The 16,232-nt window shown below is 68.7% G+C and carries 17 protein-coding genes; 9 read left to right on the forward strand and 8 right to left on the reverse strand.

The window, feature by feature from the left end:
* Nucleotides 1-66: 66 nt before the first annotated feature.
* From POS15_RS08095 to POS15_RS08105, 3 genes are read right to left on the reverse strand one after another with little or no spacing between them, the layout of a single operon-like run.
* Entirely contained in the window at nucleotides 67-321 is a 255-nt protein-coding gene (locus POS15_RS08095) for a DUF6587 family protein (RefSeq protein WP_046273449.1), read from the reverse strand.
* Complete coding sequence (locus tag POS15_RS08100) at nucleotides 321-2,177, reverse strand: ferrous iron transporter B (RefSeq protein WP_284129414.1); 1,857 nt, start codon at nucleotides 2,175-2,177, stop codon at nucleotides 321-323. The genes POS15_RS08095 and POS15_RS08100 overlap by 1 nt, the downstream gene beginning before the upstream one ends.
* Nucleotides 2,174-2,431, reverse strand: a complete 258-nt coding sequence (locus POS15_RS08105; protein ID WP_019182966.1) for a FeoA family protein — start codon at nucleotides 2,429-2,431, stop codon at nucleotides 2,174-2,176. The genes POS15_RS08100 and POS15_RS08105 overlap by 4 nt, the downstream gene beginning before the upstream one ends.
* A 113-nt stretch (nucleotides 2,432-2,544) precedes the next feature.
* On the opposite strand from POS15_RS08105, the gene POS15_RS08110 reads away from it, so the two are divergent.
* From POS15_RS08110 to POS15_RS08140, 7 genes are all read left to right on the forward strand, one after another.
* Nucleotides 2,545-3,333, forward strand: coding sequence for an enoyl-CoA hydratase-related protein (locus POS15_RS08110; RefSeq protein WP_046273450.1), 789 nt, complete (start codon nucleotides 2,545-2,547; stop codon nucleotides 3,331-3,333).
* Nucleotides 3,334-3,343: 10 nt separating this feature from the next.
* Nucleotides 3,344-3,730, forward strand: coding sequence for a VOC family protein (locus POS15_RS08115; protein WP_046273451.1), 387 nt, complete (start codon nucleotides 3,344-3,346; stop codon nucleotides 3,728-3,730).
* A gap of 167 nt (nucleotides 3,731-3,897) precedes the next feature.
* Nucleotides 3,898-4,791 (forward strand): hydroxymethylglutaryl-CoA lyase, encoded by an 894-nt coding sequence (locus POS15_RS08120; protein ID WP_019182969.1) that lies wholly within the window; start codon nucleotides 3,898-3,900, stop codon nucleotides 4,789-4,791.
* Nucleotides 4,788-7,376 (forward strand): EAL domain-containing protein, encoded by a 2,589-nt coding sequence (locus tag POS15_RS08125; RefSeq protein WP_019182970.1) that lies wholly within the window; start codon nucleotides 4,788-4,790, stop codon nucleotides 7,374-7,376. Before POS15_RS08120 ends, POS15_RS08125 begins: the two co-directional genes overlap by 4 nt.
* Before the next feature lie 52 nt (nucleotides 7,377-7,428).
* Nucleotides 7,429-8,199, forward strand: a complete 771-nt coding sequence (locus POS15_RS08130; RefSeq protein ID WP_019182971.1) for an SDR family NAD(P)-dependent oxidoreductase — start codon at nucleotides 7,429-7,431, stop codon at nucleotides 8,197-8,199.
* A 68-nt stretch (nucleotides 8,200-8,267) separates the two neighbouring features.
* Nucleotides 8,268-8,834 (forward strand): elongation factor P-like protein YeiP, encoded by a 567-nt coding sequence (yeiP, locus tag POS15_RS08135; protein WP_019182972.1) that lies wholly within the window; start codon nucleotides 8,268-8,270, stop codon nucleotides 8,832-8,834.
* Nucleotides 8,824-9,291, forward strand: coding sequence for a hypothetical protein (locus POS15_RS08140; RefSeq protein WP_080114812.1), 468 nt, complete (start codon nucleotides 8,824-8,826; stop codon nucleotides 9,289-9,291). Before yeiP ends, POS15_RS08140 begins: the two co-directional genes overlap by 11 nt.
* 46 nt (nucleotides 9,292-9,337) lie before the next feature.
* Here POS15_RS08140 and POS15_RS08145 read toward each other — a convergent pair whose 3' ends face one another.
* Together POS15_RS08145 and POS15_RS08150 are read right to left on the reverse strand one after the other, a co-directional pair.
* Nucleotides 9,338-10,087 carry an MliC family protein gene (locus tag POS15_RS08145; RefSeq protein ID WP_019182974.1) on the reverse strand — a complete coding sequence of 250 codons (750 nt, stop codon included), beginning with the start codon at nucleotides 10,085-10,087 and terminating at the stop codon, nucleotides 9,338-9,340.
* A 103-nt stretch (nucleotides 10,088-10,190) separates the two neighbouring features.
* Complete coding sequence (locus POS15_RS08150) at nucleotides 10,191-10,586, reverse strand: nuclear transport factor 2 family protein (RefSeq protein ID WP_157266876.1); 396 nt, start codon at nucleotides 10,584-10,586, stop codon at nucleotides 10,191-10,193.
* A 219-nt stretch (nucleotides 10,587-10,805) separates the two neighbouring features.
* Here POS15_RS08150 and POS15_RS08155 point away from each other — a divergent pair, with 219 nt between their 5' ends.
* Together POS15_RS08155 and POS15_RS08160 are read left to right on the forward strand one after the other, a co-directional pair.
* Entirely contained in the window at nucleotides 10,806-11,555 is a 750-nt protein-coding gene (locus tag POS15_RS08155; RefSeq protein WP_284129415.1) for a response regulator, read from the forward strand.
* Complete coding sequence (locus tag POS15_RS08160; RefSeq protein ID WP_046273453.1) at nucleotides 11,555-12,622, forward strand: ATP-binding protein; 1,068 nt, start codon at nucleotides 11,555-11,557, stop codon at nucleotides 12,620-12,622. The genes POS15_RS08155 and POS15_RS08160 overlap by 1 nt, the downstream gene beginning before the upstream one ends.
* Here POS15_RS08160 and POS15_RS08165 read toward each other — a convergent pair.
* From POS15_RS08165 to POS15_RS08175, 3 genes are all read right to left on the reverse strand, one after another.
* Nucleotides 12,600-14,417: a DUF4105 domain-containing protein gene (locus POS15_RS08165; protein ID WP_284129416.1), complete on the reverse strand. Its 1,818-nt coding sequence runs from the start codon at nucleotides 14,415-14,417 to the stop codon at nucleotides 12,600-12,602. The two genes, POS15_RS08160 and POS15_RS08165, sit on opposite strands and share 23 nt — an antisense overlap.
* Nucleotides 14,417-14,713 (reverse strand): DUF2388 domain-containing protein, encoded by a 297-nt coding sequence (locus POS15_RS08170; RefSeq protein ID WP_026069743.1) that lies wholly within the window; start codon nucleotides 14,711-14,713, stop codon nucleotides 14,417-14,419. The genes POS15_RS08165 and POS15_RS08170 overlap by 1 nt, the downstream gene beginning before the upstream one ends.
* 61 nt (nucleotides 14,714-14,774) lie before the next feature.
* Nucleotides 14,775-16,163: an FAD-binding oxidoreductase gene (locus tag POS15_RS08175; protein ID WP_284129417.1), complete on the reverse strand. Its 1,389-nt coding sequence runs from the start codon at nucleotides 16,161-16,163 to the stop codon at nucleotides 14,775-14,777.
* Nucleotides 16,164-16,232: the final 69 nt, after the last annotated feature.

Raw genomic sequence — 16,232 nt, forward strand, 5'->3', positions numbered from 1 at the left:
GCACGCAGGCTAGCGGGTGGTGGTGAGGCTGCACAAGAGGTTTTGGCGTGGCCCTGCCCTGGCGGCTCAGTGCTGCTTCGGGGGCGTCGGCCCACAACTGTCGCAGCCGCCACACGCACCACCGCCACCCGTGGCAGGTGGCGCGATCTTCCGGCCCAGCGCCTGCAGCCAGGCGGCGCGCTGCGGCTTCACCAGCCCCAGCGCGATCGCCCCGCGCGCCTTGCGCACGGTGCCAGGGAACTGCTTTTTCATCACCACCCACGCGCTGACCAGCACGGCCAGCGCGATCACGGCGTACTGCAGCAGCAGGCCGGTCTTCATCAGCCGCCGCCCAGTGCCACGGTCACCTGGTAGGTGATCAGCGAGGCGATGTAGGCGGCTGCGAACAGGTAGAACGTGGCGAAGCCCATCTGCTTCCACGAATTGGTTTCGCGCTTGATCGTGGCCAGCGTCGAGATACACATCGGCGCGTAGATGTACCAGACCAGCAGCGACAGCGCGGTGGCCAGCGACCAGCCATCGCTGATCAGCGGGGTCAGCGCCTGACTGGCCGCATCGTCATCGGCGGCCGACAGCGCATACACAGTGGCCAGCGAGGCCACCGCCACTTCACGCGCTGCCAGGCCCGGAATCAGCGCGATGCATATCTGCCAGTTGAAGCCCAGCGGCGCGAAGAACACCGCCATGGCGTGGCCGATCTGACCGGCGAAGCTGTAGTCGATCGCCGGCATGGTCGCGTTCTCCGGCGCCCCCGGGAACGACAGCAGCACCCACAGCAGGATGGTCAGCGCAAGGATGATGCCGCCCACGCGCTTGAGGAAGATCATGCCGCGCTCGTACAGGCCCACCGCCAGATCGCGCGGGTGCGGGATGCGGTAGGACGGCAGTTCCAGCATCAACGGATGCTCGCTCTTGTCGCGGCGCCACTTCTTCATGGTCCAGGACATCAGCAGCGCGCTGAGAATGCCGGCCGCATACAACCCGAACAGCACCAGACCCTGCTGATTGAACACGCCCCAGATCTGCTTCTGCGGGATGAAGGCGCCGATCAGCAGCGCATACACCGGCAGGCGCGCCGAACAGGTCATCAGCGGCGCGACCAGGATCGTGGCCAGCCGGTCGCGCGGGTCCTGGATGCTGCGGGTGGACATGATGCCCGGCACCGCGCAGGCGAAGCTGGACAGCAACGGGATGAACGAACGGCCGGACAGGCCGGCCGCCGCCATCATGCGGTCCAGCAGGAAGGCAGCGCGCGGCAGGTAACCGGACTCTTCCAGCGCCAGGATGAAGGCGAACAGGATCAGGATCTGCGGCAGAAACACGATCACCCCACCGACGCCGGCGATGATGCCGTCGGTGAGCAGGCTGTTGAGCGGGCCCTCGGGGAGCGCGCCGCCGATCCAGCCCCCCAGCGCGGCCGTGCCGGCCTCGATCAGGTCCATCACCGGCGTGGCCCAGGCATACACCGCCTGGAAGATCAGGAACATCACCACCGCCAGGGTCAGCAGCCCGAACACCGGGTGCAGCAGCCAGCGGTCCAGCGCGTCGTCGATCTTCGCCGTCCGCGTCGGCATGCTCACCGAAGCGGCGAGGATGTCGCGCACCTGGGCGTGGTAATCGGTCGCCGCGGGCACCGCGACCGGGGCCTGCAGGTGCGGCACCATCGCATCCAGGCGCTCCACCAGCCTGGCCGCGCCGTTGCGGCGCACCGCCACGGTCTCGACCACCGGCACGCCCAGCGCCTGCTCCAGCGCCTGGACGTCGATCTTGATGCCACGGCGCTCGGCCGCATCGACCATGTTCAGCGCCACGATCATCGGCTTGCCCAGCTCGCGCAGTTCCAGCGCGAAGCGCAGGTGCAGGCGCAGGTTGGTGGCATCGATCACGCACAGCAGCACGTCCGGGGCGGCCTCGCCCGGGTAGAAGCCCCGGCACAGGTCCCGGGTGATCGCCTCGTCCAGGCTGGCCGGCTGCAGGCTGTAGGCGCCCGGCAGATCGAGGACGGCGAATTCGCGGCCGGACGGCGCGCGCAGGCGGCCTTCCTTGCGCTCCACGGTTACGCCGGTGTAATTGGCTACTTTCTGGCGGCTGCCTGTCAGCTGGTTGAACAGTGCGGTCTTGCCGCTGTTCGGATTGCCGACCAGAGCGATGCGCAGGGCGTTGGTGGCAGCGCTCATGCGCGGGCCTCCTGGCCCTGCAGCGCGGTGACCACGATGCGGGCGGCCTCACTGCGGCGCAGCGCGAAGCGCGTGAACCCGACCTGCACCAGCAGCGGCTCGGCGCCGACCGGACCACGGGCTACCAGACGGACCTCTTCCCCTTTGACGAAGCCAAGCTCCTTCAGGCGGCGGGCGATCGCATCGTTTGCGTGTAGTTCCTGCACGGACTCCACCAGGGCGGAGCTGTACAGCGCCAGATCGGACAACGTCACGGAGCGCCTTCTCGATGATAGGAATGGTTATCAATTCTACCATCGCCGCGCCGCGTCATTGCCCGTGACCAACGGCCCGCTATGATCTGTACATGTATGGAGTAAACCCGCCCATGAGTGACGCATTACGGATTGAACGCAGCGCCTCGGTGCTGACCCTGTGGCTGAACCGCCCGACCCTGCACAATGCCTTCGACGCCTCGTTGATCGCCCAGCTGACCGCCGCACTGCAGGCCGCCGGACGCGACGACCATGTCCGCGCGGTGGTGCTGGCCGGGGAAGGCGCCTCCTTCTCGGCGGGTGCGGACATGCAGTGGATGCGTGGCATGGCCGCCGCCAGCGAGGAGGACAACCGCCAGGATTCGCTCGCCCTGGCCCGCCTGATGCGGACCCTGGACGAGCTGCCCAAGCCGACCATCGCCCGCGTGCAGGGTGCCGCCTTCGGTGGCGGGGTCGGCCTGGTGGCCTGCTGCGATATCGCCATCGCCAGCACCAGCGCCCGCTTCGGCCTGACCGAAAGCCGCCTGGGCCTGCTGCCGGCGGTGATCTCGCCCTATGTCATTGACGCGATCGGCCCGCGCCAGGCCCGCCGCTGGTTTGCCACCGGCGAGCATTTCGACGCCGAAACCGCCCTGCGCATCGGCCTGGTGCACCAGCTGATCGAGCCGGAACGGATCGACGAGGCCGTCCAGCGCCAGCTCGGCCTGCTCGACAAGGCCGGCCCGGTGGCCTCGGCCTCGGCCAAGGACCTGGTCCGGCGCGTGGCGCTGGGCCGCGACCGGGACGCCACCGACCGCGACAACGCGGCGCTGATCGCCCGCCTGCGGGTCTCGGCCGAAGGCCAGGAAGGCCTCGGGGCCTTCCTCGACAAGCGTTCCCCGCATTGGGTCACCCAGGACTGAGGACAGCGTCATGCTCGACCATGCAGGTATCCGCTGCGCCGACTTCGGGCGCAGCCTGGCGTTCTTCCAGCAGGCCCTGGCGCCGCTGGGCGTCACCGTGGTGATGCAGGTCTCGGCCGCCCAGACCGGCGAGCATGACCACGCCGGCTTCGGCCGTAGCGGCAAACCGGACTTCTGGATCAGCAACGGCCCCGGCGCCCATGGCGGCGTGCACCTGGCCTTCAGCGCGACCCGGCGGGCCGACGTGGACGCCTTCCACCGTGCGGCACTGGCGGCCGGTGGCACCGACAATGGCGCCCCGGGCATCCGCGAGCATTACCACCCCGATTATTACGGGGCGTTCGTGCTCGATCCGGACGGCAACAACATCGAAGCGGTCTGCCACCACCCCGGCTGACCGCGTACGCCGGCGGGATGGCCGCTTTGTCGCCCATCCCGCGTATCCCCTTTTCGTGGCCCGCCGGGGAACGTGGGCCGCCTTTCGTCTGACAGGAATCTCCGTGACCTCTACCCCACCCCGCCCCCTGCTGGTCGTCCGTCGCTCCGTTCGCGGAGGGCCGGCACATGGATGACTTCGTCCGCATCGTCGAGGTCGGCCCGCGCGACGGGCTGCAGAACGAAGCCCAGCCGGTGGCCACCGCCGACAAGATCGAACTGATCCGCCAGCTCTCGCTGACCGGGCTGCGCACCATCGAGGCGACCAGTTTCGTCAGCCCGCGCTGGGTCCCGCAACTGGCCGACGCCGCCGAGGTGTACACCGGCATCGAGCGCCGCCCGGGCATCGATTACCCGGTACTGGTCCCCAACGAACAGGGCTATGACCGTGCACGCGCGGTGGGCGTGCAGGAAGTGGCGGTGTTCACGGCCGCCTCGGAAACCTTCAACCGCACCAACACCAATGCCGGCATCGACGAATCGCTGGCCCGTTTCGCACCGATCCTGGAGCGGGCCAAGGCCGACGGGGTCAAGGTGCGTGGCTACGTCTCCACCGTGCTTGGCTGCCCCTACCAGGGCGAGGTCGCGGTGAGCGAGGTGGTGCGCGTCGCGCGCGCGCTGTACGAGATGGGCTGTTACGAAATCTCGCTCGGCGACACCATCGGCGTCGGCACGCCGCGCAAGGCCCGCGCCATGCTCAAGGCGGTCGCCGGCGAACTGCCGATGCCCGCGCTGGCGGTGCACTTCCATGACACCTATGGCCAGGCCTTGGCCAACATCGATGCCTGCCTGGAAGAAGGTGTGCGCGTGGTCGATTCGGCGGTCTCCGGTGCGGGCGGCTGCCCGTATGCCAAGGGCGCCAGCGGCAACGTCGCCAGCGAAGACGTGGTCTACATGCTGCATGGCATCGGCATGCGCACCGGCATCGATCTGCCGGCGCTGGCCGCCACCGGGCGCTGGCTGGCCGCACGGCTGGGGCGCGAGACCGGCAGCAAGACCGGCAGGGCGCTGGCGGCGACATGAAAAGCGGCGGCCCGCGCAAGGACGCTGCGGTAGGTGATCATCTCACCGCCCACGTCCACGCGCTGGCCGCCCTGCAACGCGCCCTGGCACAGTCACCGGGCGATCTGCGCGGCCTGCTGGAAGAAGTGCAGCAGGCCCTGCAGGAGGCCATGGACGAGCGCCAGCTGGCGCTGCGTCGCTATGCCGCGCTGTTCGATGCGGTCCCGGACCCGGTCAGCATCCTCAGCGAACGCGGCGTGGTGCTGGACCTCAACAAGGCTGGCGTGCGCGCCTATGGCCGTCCCCGCGAGGAAATCGTCGGGCAACCGATCGAGCTGCTGAACCCGGACCTGCCGGGCGACCACCTCGATCCGGTCTGGGAGGCACTGCACCGGGGCGAGACCTATGTCATCGAGGTCACCAACATGCGCGGCGATGGCAGCCGCTTCCCGGTGGAGGTGCATTCGGCCGGCTTCGAGCACCAGGGCGAGCACTGCATCGTGGCGGTGGCGCGCGACCTGAGCAGCCGCTGGCAGGCCGAATCGCGCTACCGGCTGCTGATGGAATCCATCGACAAGGGCGTGATCCTGTTCGATCGCCAGTTGCGGGTGGTCTCGGCCAACCCGGCCGCGCACCGCATTCTGGGCACCGCCGGCAATGGCGGCAGCCTGCAGGCGATGCTTGCCCCGGAAGACTGGATCAGCGTGGACGAGCACGGCCACCCGCTCACCCGCGAGCAATGGCCGGCCAGCGTCTCTCTGCACAGTGGGCGCATCGTGCGCAGCACCATCGTCGGGCTGTACCACCGCCCGCGCGGCCGGATGATCTGGATCTCCACCACCAACGTGCCGGTGTACGGCAACGGGCGCGATGCGCCGGACCATGTGTTCGGCCTGTTCAGCGACATCACCGAACTCAAACGCAACAACACGCTGTTCGACCGCGCGCAGTCGCTGGCGCACATCGGCGGCTGGGAGTGGGACCGCGGCCTGCAGCGGCTGTACCTGACGGACGAGGCGACCCGCATCCTCGGCCAGGAGCTGCCGATGCGCGACATGGCCGAGCTGCTGGAATGCCTGCGCGTGGACGACCGCGCCCAGCTGCAGCAGGCGCTGCTGGAAGTGGTCGACCGCCAGGTCTCGTTCGAACTGGAGCTGCAGGGCCAGCGCAGCGACGGGCATTCGTTCTGGGTGCGGATGATCGGCGAGGCCGAGGCCGGGGATGTCGATGCCGCGCGCATCGCCGGTACCGTGCAGGACATCACCGCGCGCAAGCAGGCCGAGGAGACGCTGCGGATCCAGGCGCGCACCGATCCGCTCACCGGGATCATGAACCGCGATGCGGTGCTCAACGACCTGGCCATGCGCATGGCCAACCCGACCCACTGCCGGGTCGCGGTGCTGTACATCGACCTGGACCGGTTCAAGACCGTCAACGACCTGCTGGGCCACAACGCCGGTGACGAACTGCTGATCGATGCCACCCGCCGCATCGCCACCGCGATCGGCACCGAAGGCCTGCTGGCCCGGTTCGGCGGCGATGAGTTCCTGGTGATCTGCGATACCCGCGACCAGGCCGATCAACCCGAGCGGCTGGCCACTGCGATCACGCGCGCCTTCAGCACACCGTTCCGCTTCGGTGCCGACGAATTCCCGGTCACCACCAGCATCGGCATCGCGCGCGCGCCGCAGGATGGGCTGCGCCCGCAGCAGCTGATCCAGAACGCGGACATCGCCATGTACGACTGCAAGCGGCGCACCCGCAACGGCTGGCAGGTGTTCTCGCCCGAGCTGGCCCAGCGCCAGCATGACCGCCTGCAGATCGAGAGCCGGCTGCACCGGGCGCTGGACGACGACGAGTTCCATCTGGTCTACCAGCCGCAGGTCAACCTGCACAGCGGCCAGCTGATCGCCGCCGAAGCGCTGATCCGCTGGCGCAATACCCAGCTCGGCGAGCTGCGCCCGGACATCTTCATCGGCCATGCCGAGAGCACCGGTGACATCGTCCGGATCGGCCTGTGGGTGCTGCGCGAAGCCTGCCGGCAGGTCCGCCAGTGGCAGGATGACGGGCTGGGCATCGTGCGGGTGGCGGTCAATGTGTCCTACCGGCAGTTCGTGGGCGAGGACCTGGCCCGGCATGTCCGCGCGGTGCTGGACGAGTTCCATCTGCCCGGCAGCGCGCTGGAACTGGAATTCACCGAACGGGTGCTGATCGAAGATGCCCCGGACACCCTGCGCACCTTCGCGCAGCTGCGCGAGATGGGCGTGCTGCTGACCATCGACGACTTCGGCGAGGGCTACAGCGCGCTGAACTATCTGCGCCGGCTGCCGATCCATGGCCTCAAGCTGAGCCAGCTGTTCGTCGAGGGGGTGCCGGCCAACCGCTCGGACGTGGCGGTGTGCGAGGCGGTCTGTGGGATCGCCCGCAGCCTCGGGCTGGGCCTGGTGGCCGAAGGCATCGAATCGGAGGCCCAGCGCCAGTTTCTGACCTCTTTGGGGGTCTCGGTCGGCCAGGGCTTCCTGTTCGCGCCCGGGCTGGCGCCGGACGAATTCGCGCGGCGCCTGGCGCTGCGCGCCCGCGTCGCGGTGGGCAGTGCACAACGGTGATGGCGGCCGCTTCCGCTAGAATCAGCGGTTCTTGAACCAGCGGGATCGTGCAATGCAGCTGTCTTCTGTCCGCGCCGTCATCACCGGCGGTGTCTCCGGCCTTGGCCTGTCCGTGGCCCAGCACCTGGTCGCCAACGGCGCCAAGGTGGCCCTGTTCGATCTCAATGACGACAAGGGTGCGGCCGCCGTGGCCGCGCTTGGCGAAGCCAACGCGCGCTACTACAGCACCAATGTCAGCGACGAAGCCGCTGTGGCCGCGCAGATCGATGCCGCCTGCGACTTCCTGGGTGGGCTGAACACCGCGATCAACTGCGCCGGCATCCTGGGCGCCGGGCGCGTGCTGGGCAAGGAGGCGCCGATGCCGCTGGCCAACTTCCAGGGCACGGTGATGGTCAACCTGGTCGGCAGCTTCAACGTCGCCAAGGCGGCCGCCAACCGCATGCAGCACAACACCCCGGGCGACGATGGCGAGCGCGGCGTGATCATCAACACTGCCAGCGTGGCCGCCTATGAGGGCCAGATCGGCCAGGCCGCCTATGCCGCCTCCAAGGGCGGCGTGGTCAGCATGACCCTGCCGATGGCACGCGAGCTGTCGCGCTTCGGCATCCGCGTGATGACCATCGCCCCGGGCATTTTCTGGACCCCGATGGTCGATGGCATGCCGCCGGCGGTGCAGGAATCGCTGGCCGCCTCCATCCCGTTCCCGCCGCGCCTGGGCAAGCCGGAAGACTTTGCCGGGCTGGTTGCCTACATCCTGGGCAACACCTATCTCAACGGCGAGACCATCCGCCTTGACGGCGCCGTGCGTCTGGCGCCGAAGTAAGCGAGCACGCAACCCGCAGGGTGCCCGGTTCCGGCACCCGCCACCTCCACGAACCGACCTTCATTCCCATGAAAGCCAGCGACATCAAGAAAGGCAACGTCGTCGAATTCAACAACGGCGTCTACCAGATCCGCGACATCGAACGCAGCTCCCCGCAGGGCCGCGGCGGCAATGTCCGCTTCCGTTTCATCATGTACAGCGTGCCGGGCGGCAACAAGCTCGATTCCAGCTTCGACGCCGACGACAACCTGCCGGAAGTCGAACTGCTGCGCCGCCAGGCGACCTACTCCTACATGGACGGCGATGCCTTCGTCTTCCTGGATGACGAGGACTACACCCCGTACATGGTCGATGCCGATGTGCTCGGCGATGACGCCGGCTACATCACCGACGGCCTGACCGGCATCTACGTGCAGGTGATCGACGAGACCCCGGTGGGCGTGCAGCTGCCGACCAGCGTGGTGCTGGAAGTGGTCGAGACCCCGCCGGAACTCAAGGGTGGCACGGCCACCAAGCGCCCGAAGCCGGCCAAGCTCAACACCGGCATCGAAATCATGGTGCCGGAATACATCGCCAACGGCGAGCGCGTGCTGGTCAACACCACCACCGGTGAATTCGCCGGCCGTGCCGACTAAGCGCGCCGCACCGACCGTCCTGCTCCTGCTGCTCGCGGCGTGTTCGCCGCGGGCAGTGGAGAGCGAGACGCTGGCGCCCGTGCCTTCGGCGACGGGCACAGCGCCGGTGGGGAACACCGCTGATGCGCGCTGCGAAGTGCCTGCAGAGATCTTCGTGGCCGAGGACATCCGCATGTACTGCGCGATGCCGGGCGACGTGCAGGCGTTTCTGACGCGCGAAAGCGCCTGTCAGCACTTCGCTGGCGAAGAAGCCTACGACGAGGACCGCGCCCGCGAACTGGCGTATGCGATCCACGAAACCTGCGACGACCGGGCTGCGCTGTTCAATCAGCTGCTGCAGCGCCACGCCGACAACTGCCTTGTGCACACCGAGCTGATGCTGCTGGGCACGCGTAACGAGCTCGCGCTGGATGCGGACAGCCGGGCGCAACCCAACCCCTGCCCACGCGGCTTGTGACCCTGCACCGGACGCGCAGGCGCGCAATCCGGTGCGTTCCCTTCGATCAGGGCTTGGCAGCCAACGACGGCGCACCGGCGAAATCGCCGCAGCCGTGGTACTGGCGCGCGCCGACGGTAAGCATGGCCGTGGCGCCGAAGGCCTGGCCACTCATGTTGTCCTGGCACACGGTGCGCTGGAAGGTGAGCTTCACCGGGGTGCCGTCAGCAGCGGTACCGGACCAGCCATCACGGCCCTGGGTGGGGCTGGCGATCTCGAGCTTGCGCTCGCCGTAATCCATCTCGATGTGCAGCGCCGGGGTGGCCCCCGCGCCGACCTGGGCCAGCCAACCGGGCTCATTGCCGGTCGCGCGGAACCCGGCGGCTGCATCGGCGCCGGCTTCAGTATCGGCCTTGGCGGCCGCATTGGCCGGCGGCGCTTCGCCGCCCTGCTCGCCGGTACCGGTGCAGGTGCGATCGGGCTCGCCCTTGAGGATCAGGATCCCGTCAGTGGTGCCCTTGGTCCAGAATTCGTTGCCCTGCCCGTCTCCGTATTTCGCGCCGGAGGCGGCCGGCTGCGAGGACATGGCAAACGTGCGATCGGCAACCACCACCGTGGCCGAATCCTGGCCGCGATACGTGGCATGCACTTCCAGCTCGCCACAGCGGAACGCGTAACTGCGCTCATCGGTGGTGGAGGCATCCATCGGTGGGGGCGCTTCGCTGCCATCGGCGGCAGGGCGGCTCTCGGTGGCCGGTTGGCAGGCGGCGAGTGCGCCGGTAATGGCCAGGCTCAACAGCCAGGGAGATGCGCGCATGAGGAACTCCTTGCGATAACGTCGACAACACTTGATCGTACCTGCCGCGCCGTGAGAGCGGGTGAAGCGAGGCTGACCCCGGCGGCAGGCCTGAACACGCGGTTCAGTGCGCACGCGGCGCGGCCGGCAGCACGCACAGCGAAAGCAGATGCACGCCGGGTGCGCCCGTGCAGCGCGCCCAGACCCGCAGCAGCCGCATCGCATGCAGCTGCCGACCGTGCTCGCCGTCGAGATGGAGGCGCATCTCGCCGGTGACCAGCACCATGGCGCCGCAGGCGAGCTGCTCGGTCTGCTGCCGCTCGATGGCAACGATGCGGATGCGCCGCGCATTCCAGCCCGCCAGCAACGCCGAGGCATCCTGCCGCTGGCCATCGTGGTCGGTCAGGAACAGCGCTGGCGAGAGCAGTGCGTTCACCTGCTGCGGCTGCCACTGGATCAGCGCGTCCCAAAGTCGCGCCTCGGCCGCCTCCACGTGCGCCGGTTGCAGTATCGCGCTCATGGGCGCACCGGACATCGTCGTCGTGGCCCGCTGGCGCGCACGCCCAGCGTATGGATTGCCGCCACCAGGGCGGCATGAGTCTTCCTGCTCTTCATCTGCACAGCTGCCGGAACACCGGCCGAAATCACGATGGCGGCAGTCTGCGCGGCCTCGGTGGGGTTTCGATGGAGGAAGTGTGGAGATACGATGGAGCCCAAGCACCTTCCGGCTTTGCCCTGCATGCCCGCCTCCGATCTACCCGGCGCCCCGACCGCGCGCTGGGATCATTCGCTCAATGCCCTGGTCCTGATCGTCGAGGACGAACCCGAGATCGCCGACATCGTCGCGGCCTACCTGGTCCGCGAAGGCCTGCGCACACTGCGCGCGCAGGATGGCCACACTGCCCTTTCCCTGCACCGCAGCGCACGCCCGGACCTGGTCCTGCTCGACGTGCAGATGCCGGGCATGGATGGCTGGACCGTGCTCAACACACTGCGCCAGCGCGGCGACACGCCGGTGATCATGTTGACCGCGCTGGACCAGGACCTGGACAAGCTCACCGCGCTGCGGATGGGCGCGGACGATTACGTGGTCAAGCCGTTCAACCCGGCCGAGGTGGCCGCGCGGGTGCGCGCGGTACTGCGGCGCACCTTGAACGCCGCGCGCCAGAGTGCACCGGAGATCCTGCGCGTGGGCAGTTTGGTGATCGATCCGGAGCACCACACGGTGCATGTCGAAGGCGACGGCTACAGCCACGAGCTGCTGCTGACCCTGACCGAATTCAAGCTGCTGCACTGCATGGCCCTGGCACCGATGCGCATTTTCAGCCGCAGCGAACTCATGCATGAGTGCCTGCCGGAAAGCGAGGCGCTGGAGCGCACCGTGGACAGCCACGTCAGCAAGCTGCGCCGCAAGCTTGACGATGTCGGCCTGGCGAACGTGCCGGCCAGCGTGCGCGGCGTCGGGTACCGGCTGGCGGCGGACCACTGATGCGCCGCTCGGGCCTGAGCCGGCACATCGTGGTGTCGATGTCGATGATGGTGCTGGCGGTCATCGTGATGGTGATCCTCAGCTCCTACCTGCTCTATGCGGTGCTGGTGGCGTTTTACCCCGGCGGCGTGGACGAACCGGTCAGCTGGGTGCCCAGTGGCCCGGAACTGGTCTGGATGGTGGGCGTGACCCTGATCGGGTTGACGCTGGCGGTCGCCGCGTCCGTGCGCCTGTCCCAACGCATCCTGACCCCGCTCAACGCGGTGGTGGACAGCATCGGGCGGCTGGCCGATGGCGACCTGGGTGCACGCGCGGCAGTGAGTGACCGCTCGCTGGGCGAAGTGGCGCTGCTGGTGGACGACTTCAACGCCATGGCGCGCCGGCTGCAGAACATCGAGGCCGACAGGGTGATGTGGCACGCGGCGATCGCGCATGAACTGCGCACGCCGGTCACCATCCTGCGCGGCCGCCTGCAGGGCCTGGCCGAAGGGGTGTTCGCCCCGGACGAAGGCCAGTTCCGCAGCCTGCTGGCGCAGGTGGAGGGGCTGTCGCGGCTGATCGAAGACCTGCGTGTGCTCAGCCTGGCCGACAGCGCCCGCCTGGACGTGCGCCGCGCCCGCAACGATGTGGTGCAGGAAGTGCACACGGTGATGACCCTGGTCGATCCGGGTTTCCGCAGCAGCGGCTTCGTGCTGGAACTGGAGACCTCACGCGAGGAGCATCCCGCACATTGCGACCCGACCCGCGTGCGGCAGGCATTGATGGCACTGCTGGAGAATGCACGCCGCTATGCGACGCCGGGCCGGGTGCGCATCGCGGTGCACGACACCGCGACCCATGTGCAGATCGCCATCGATGACGAAGGCCCCGGCATCGATGCAGCGCTGCGCGAGCAGATCTTCGATCCCTTCCTGCGCGGCGATGGTTCGCGCTCGCGTCAGCGCGGCGGCAGCGGGCTGGGGTTGGCGGTGGTCAAGGCGATCGCCGATGCGCATGGCGGCCAGGTCGCCTGCAGCGCCAGCACCCTGGGCGGCGCACGTTTCGTCATCGAGCTGCCGCGGCAGTAGCAGCGTCCTGGAGGGCCAGCTCGCGCATCCGCGTGCCGAGCCGGGCCAGATTGCGGTCGATCGTGGCCAGTTCGCGTTGCTGTGCGGCCGGCAGGCGCTGCTTCAACTGCGCCTGCAGCGCCTTCCAGGCCGGGACGCCCTGGGCGCTCAGCTGCGCCGCCGCCTCCGCAGCCTGCACGCGCTCCCCGGCCAATGGCAGCCCGTAGCCGCCAAGGCTCACCAAGGCGGCCGGACTGACCAGCTGCCCGGTGTCCTCGAGCAGCGCGCGCAGCGTGTTGCGCGCCGCGGCATCGCCAGGGCGCGGATGGCCGAGCAGCCGTTTCAGGGCATCGCGCGCGCGCAGCTCCTCACGGTGCAGCGCCGCCTGCTCCAGCAGCAGCAAGGCGGAGGTGGCGCGCAGGTCGCCCTGCTCCACCCAGCGTGACCGGGCGCTGGCAGGCTGCCGCAACCAGTCGCCTACCGTTGTCGCGCCCAGCGGCAGCTGCCGCTGGGCGACATCGAACAGCTGCTGGTAATGGTCTGCGGCCGAGGCGAAGTAGTAACCCTGGCGCGTCGCCTGCGCGCGATCGGCCAGCACGCTGGCATCAGCCACGCCCTGGCGCTCCAGCCGGGTCAGCAATCCGCGCGGGGTGATCCGGTTCAACCCGGGCGAAGCAAGGCGTGGCACGCCTTCCTGCAGCAGCTTGCCGGTCTCCACCGCGCAGTTGTTGCTGACGAACAGATACCGGCCGTCATAGCTCCAGTGCACCTGCGCGACACGCTCGAGCAGGCGGGCGATGTCCTGGTCATCCAGCGCCAGCGGCACCGAAGACAGGCCGCGCAGCTCGAGCTGGGTGTACTCGTTGATGACCTGGTTGAGCGGCAGCACGAACAAGCGCGAGGGATAGGAACCGGTCAGCCCGCGCCAGCTGGAGATCTGCACATCGCCAACGAAGGCGCGGTAGGACAGCACGCGGTGATGGGACAGGTCCATCCGGCACGCCGGCCCGCGCGGCCGGCCCGGTGCGCAGATCACCAGCCGCAGCATGCTGTGGCCCCAGCGGCTCATCAGCTGCTCGTTGCCTTCGGCGAGCAGGTAGTCGACGGCGTAGATCCGGGCCGGGTCCAGTTCCAGCAGGCTCGCCGCGCCCGCGTCTTCCTCGGCCTGCATCAACGGCAGGCGGCTGTCGCAGGCCACGGTGTGGTCGATCGGCCCCAGATGCTCGGCGAACCAGGCGGCCACCGCCGGCCGACGGCAGGCGTAATCGGGATCGAGCAGCAGGTGCTCGGCATTCACCGCCAGGAATTCCGCGGGGCGTGCGCGCTCATAGTCGTCGGGGCTGCGCCCGCTGAAGGCGTTGGCGGTACGGCCAAGTTTCCACGGTCGCCGCTGCCACCCGGCCAGATCGCGCAGCCGCGCATCGCGCGACCAACCGCCCTGCGGCGAACGGTCCAGTACGTGGGTCAGTTCATGGATCAGCGCGGCCTCGAGCGGGCGCGGCAGCGGTTGATCGTCTTTCACGGTGTCGAGCAAGGCGCGCTGCAGGGTGATCGCCCCGTTGCGGGCGCGCCCATGCACGTGCGCGGGGAGCGTGTCCGACCAGCGCACCTGCACCGGGTGCTGGAACCGTGCCTGCCACTGCGGCGGCAAGCGGCCGCGCACCTGCTGCAGGGTACGCTCGGCCGCGACGATCTGCGCCGGATCCAGTCCCTGCGGCTGCAGCTCCAACGTGAGTGCCGCGTGCGCCCATGGCGCGGCAAGCCATGCGACCAGGACCGCCCAGCGCCAGCGGCGGACCTGACCGGAAGGGCGCATCAGCGGGCCAGCAGCGTCCTGGCCAACACCATGTCACTGGCCTGCTGCTGCGCGACGCTCTGCTCGCGCAGGTGCAGCAGCGCCGCTTCCAGGCGTGCACCGCGGATGGCGCCATCGCTGGCCACGAAGGCAGCAGCGTCGTCGCGGGCATCAATCACGATCTTGTCGTCGCCGGAGCTGGACGAACCGGCCGACGACGCGCCGGAGGCGGAACCGGCGGAGCTGCCGGCAAAACTGGAGGCCATCGCCGACAACGGCAGGGCGAGCACGGCAAGGAGCAGGATCGGACGCATCATCGGGGTGTCGTTCGCGGTGGAAAACACAGAGCGTATAGGCTGCGTGAAATCCTGTCTTGCCTCAGAGGTCGAAAACCTTGCCCGGATTCAGCAGCGCTTGGGGATCAAACGCGCGTTTGACCGCCTTCATCAGGGCGATTTCCGGCGCACTGCGCGTGCTGTCCAGGTAGCCCTTCTTGACCAGGCCGATGCCGTGCTCGGCCGAGATGCTGCCATCGAAACGGCTCAGCACACCGGCGAGCAGTTTGGTGACGTGCTCGCACTGGGTCAGGAACTCCGTATCGGCGGTATCGTCAGGCTTGAGCACATTGATGTGCAGGTTGCCGTCGCCGATGTGCCCGAACCAGACCACCTCGAACTGCGGGTACGCCTGCCCGATCAGCGCCTGGGTTTCGGCGAGGAAGGCCGGCATGGCCGAGATGCGCACCGAGACATCGTTCTTGTACGGCTTGTAGCGCGCCACCGCCTCGGTGATGCCCTCGCGCAGGCGCCACAGCTGCGCGGCCTGCGCATCGCTCTGGCTGACCACGCCATCGCTGACCCAGCCGTGCTCCATGCAGTCTTCGAACGCCGCCATGGCCGCCGCTTCCTGGGCCTCATCGCCGGACGCGAACTCGGTGACCACGTAATACGGGTAGACCTCGGCGAACGGTGCCTGCGCCCCATGCGCCAGCACATGCTCGAGCGCGCGGTCGGTGAAGAACTCGAACGCCTGCAGCTGCAGCCGCTCGCGGAACGCGGCGAACACCTGCATCAGCACCTCGAACGAGGGCAGCGCCAGCAGCATCACGTTGCTGGCCGGCGGCGGATCGGTGAGCTTCAGGGTGGCTTCGACGATCACGCCGAGCGTGCCTTCCGAGCCGACCAGCAGCTGACGGAAATCGTAGCCGCTGGAATTCTTGATCAGGCCCTTGTTGAGCTCGACCAGCTCACCGGCCATGGTCACCACCTTCAGCCCGGCGATCCACTCGCGCGTGTTGCCGTAGCGGATCACCCGGATGCCGCCGGCATTGGTGGCGATGTTGCCACCGATCGAGCAGGAACCGCGCGCAGCGAAATCCACCGGGTAGATCAGCCCGTGTTCGAGCGCGGCGTTGTGCACCGCCTCCAGCGCCATGCCGGCCTGCACGGTCAAGGTGCGGTCGACCGCATCGAAGGCCAGCGGCTTGTTCATGCGCTCCAGGCTGAGCACCAGCTCGCCGTGCGCCGCCACCGCGCCACCGGACAGGCCGGTACGGCCGCCCGAGGGAACCACGGCCACGTGTTGGGCGCTCGCCCAGCGCAGGATCGCCTGCACCTCATCGACCGTTCCCGGCAGTGCGATCGCCAACGGTGCCGGCACCCAGCGCCGGGTCCAGTCGCGGCCGTAGTGCTCCAGATCGGCCGGGTCGGTCTTCAGGCGCAGCCCGGGGCAGTCGTGCAGGAGCGAATCAAGGCGCGGATCGGTCATGGGGCGTCTGGCGGTGCCGGGGGAGCCCGCAAGCCTGCCAGCCACCACGGGCCGCGTCCAGTAGCGGAG

Origin of the sequence: Stenotrophomonas sp. BIO128-Bstrain (genome assembly GCF_030128875.1) — a bacterium.
Classification (GTDB): domain Bacteria; phylum Pseudomonadota; class Gammaproteobacteria; order Xanthomonadales; family Xanthomonadaceae; genus Stenotrophomonas; species Stenotrophomonas bentonitica_A.

Coding starts and splice junctions, on each gene's coding strand:
- POS15_RS08095 (WP_046273449.1), bottom strand. CDS start 321: ATGAAGACCGGCCTGCTGCTGCAGTACGCCGTGATCGCGCTGGCCGTG.
- POS15_RS08100 (WP_284129414.1), bottom strand. CDS start 2,177: ATGAGCGCTGCCACCAACGCCCTGCGCATCGCTCTGGTCGGCAATCCG.
- POS15_RS08110 (WP_046273450.1), top strand. CDS start 2,545: ATGAGTGACGCATTACGGATTGAACGCAGCGCCTCGGTGCTGACCCTG.
- POS15_RS08115 (WP_046273451.1), top strand. CDS start 3,344: ATGCTCGACCATGCAGGTATCCGCTGCGCCGACTTCGGGCGCAGCCTG.
- POS15_RS08120 (WP_019182969.1), top strand. CDS start 3,898: ATGGATGACTTCGTCCGCATCGTCGAGGTCGGCCCGCGCGACGGGCTG.
- POS15_RS08125 (WP_019182970.1), top strand. CDS start 4,788: ATGAAAAGCGGCGGCCCGCGCAAGGACGCTGCGGTAGGTGATCATCTC.
- POS15_RS08130 (WP_019182971.1), top strand. CDS start 7,429: ATGCAGCTGTCTTCTGTCCGCGCCGTCATCACCGGCGGTGTCTCCGGC.
- yeiP (WP_019182972.1), top strand. CDS start 8,268: ATGAAAGCCAGCGACATCAAGAAAGGCAACGTCGTCGAATTCAACAAC.
- POS15_RS08145 (WP_019182974.1), bottom strand. CDS start 10,087: ATGCGCGCATCTCCCTGGCTGTTGAGCCTGGCCATTACCGGCGCACTC.
- POS15_RS08150 (WP_157266876.1), bottom strand. CDS start 10,586: ATGAGCGCGATACTGCAACCGGCGCACGTGGAGGCGGCCGAGGCGCGA.
- POS15_RS08155 (WP_284129415.1), top strand. CDS start 10,806: ATGCCCGCCTCCGATCTACCCGGCGCCCCGACCGCGCGCTGGGATCAT.
- POS15_RS08160 (WP_046273453.1), top strand. CDS start 11,555: ATGCGCCGCTCGGGCCTGAGCCGGCACATCGTGGTGTCGATGTCGATG.
- POS15_RS08165 (WP_284129416.1), bottom strand. CDS start 14,417: ATGCGCCCTTCCGGTCAGGTCCGCCGCTGGCGCTGGGCGGTCCTGGTC.
- POS15_RS08170 (WP_026069743.1), bottom strand. CDS start 14,713: ATGATGCGTCCGATCCTGCTCCTTGCCGTGCTCGCCCTGCCGTTGTCG.
- POS15_RS08175 (WP_284129417.1), bottom strand. CDS start 16,163: ATGACCGATCCGCGCCTTGATTCGCTCCTGCACGACTGCCCCGGGCTG.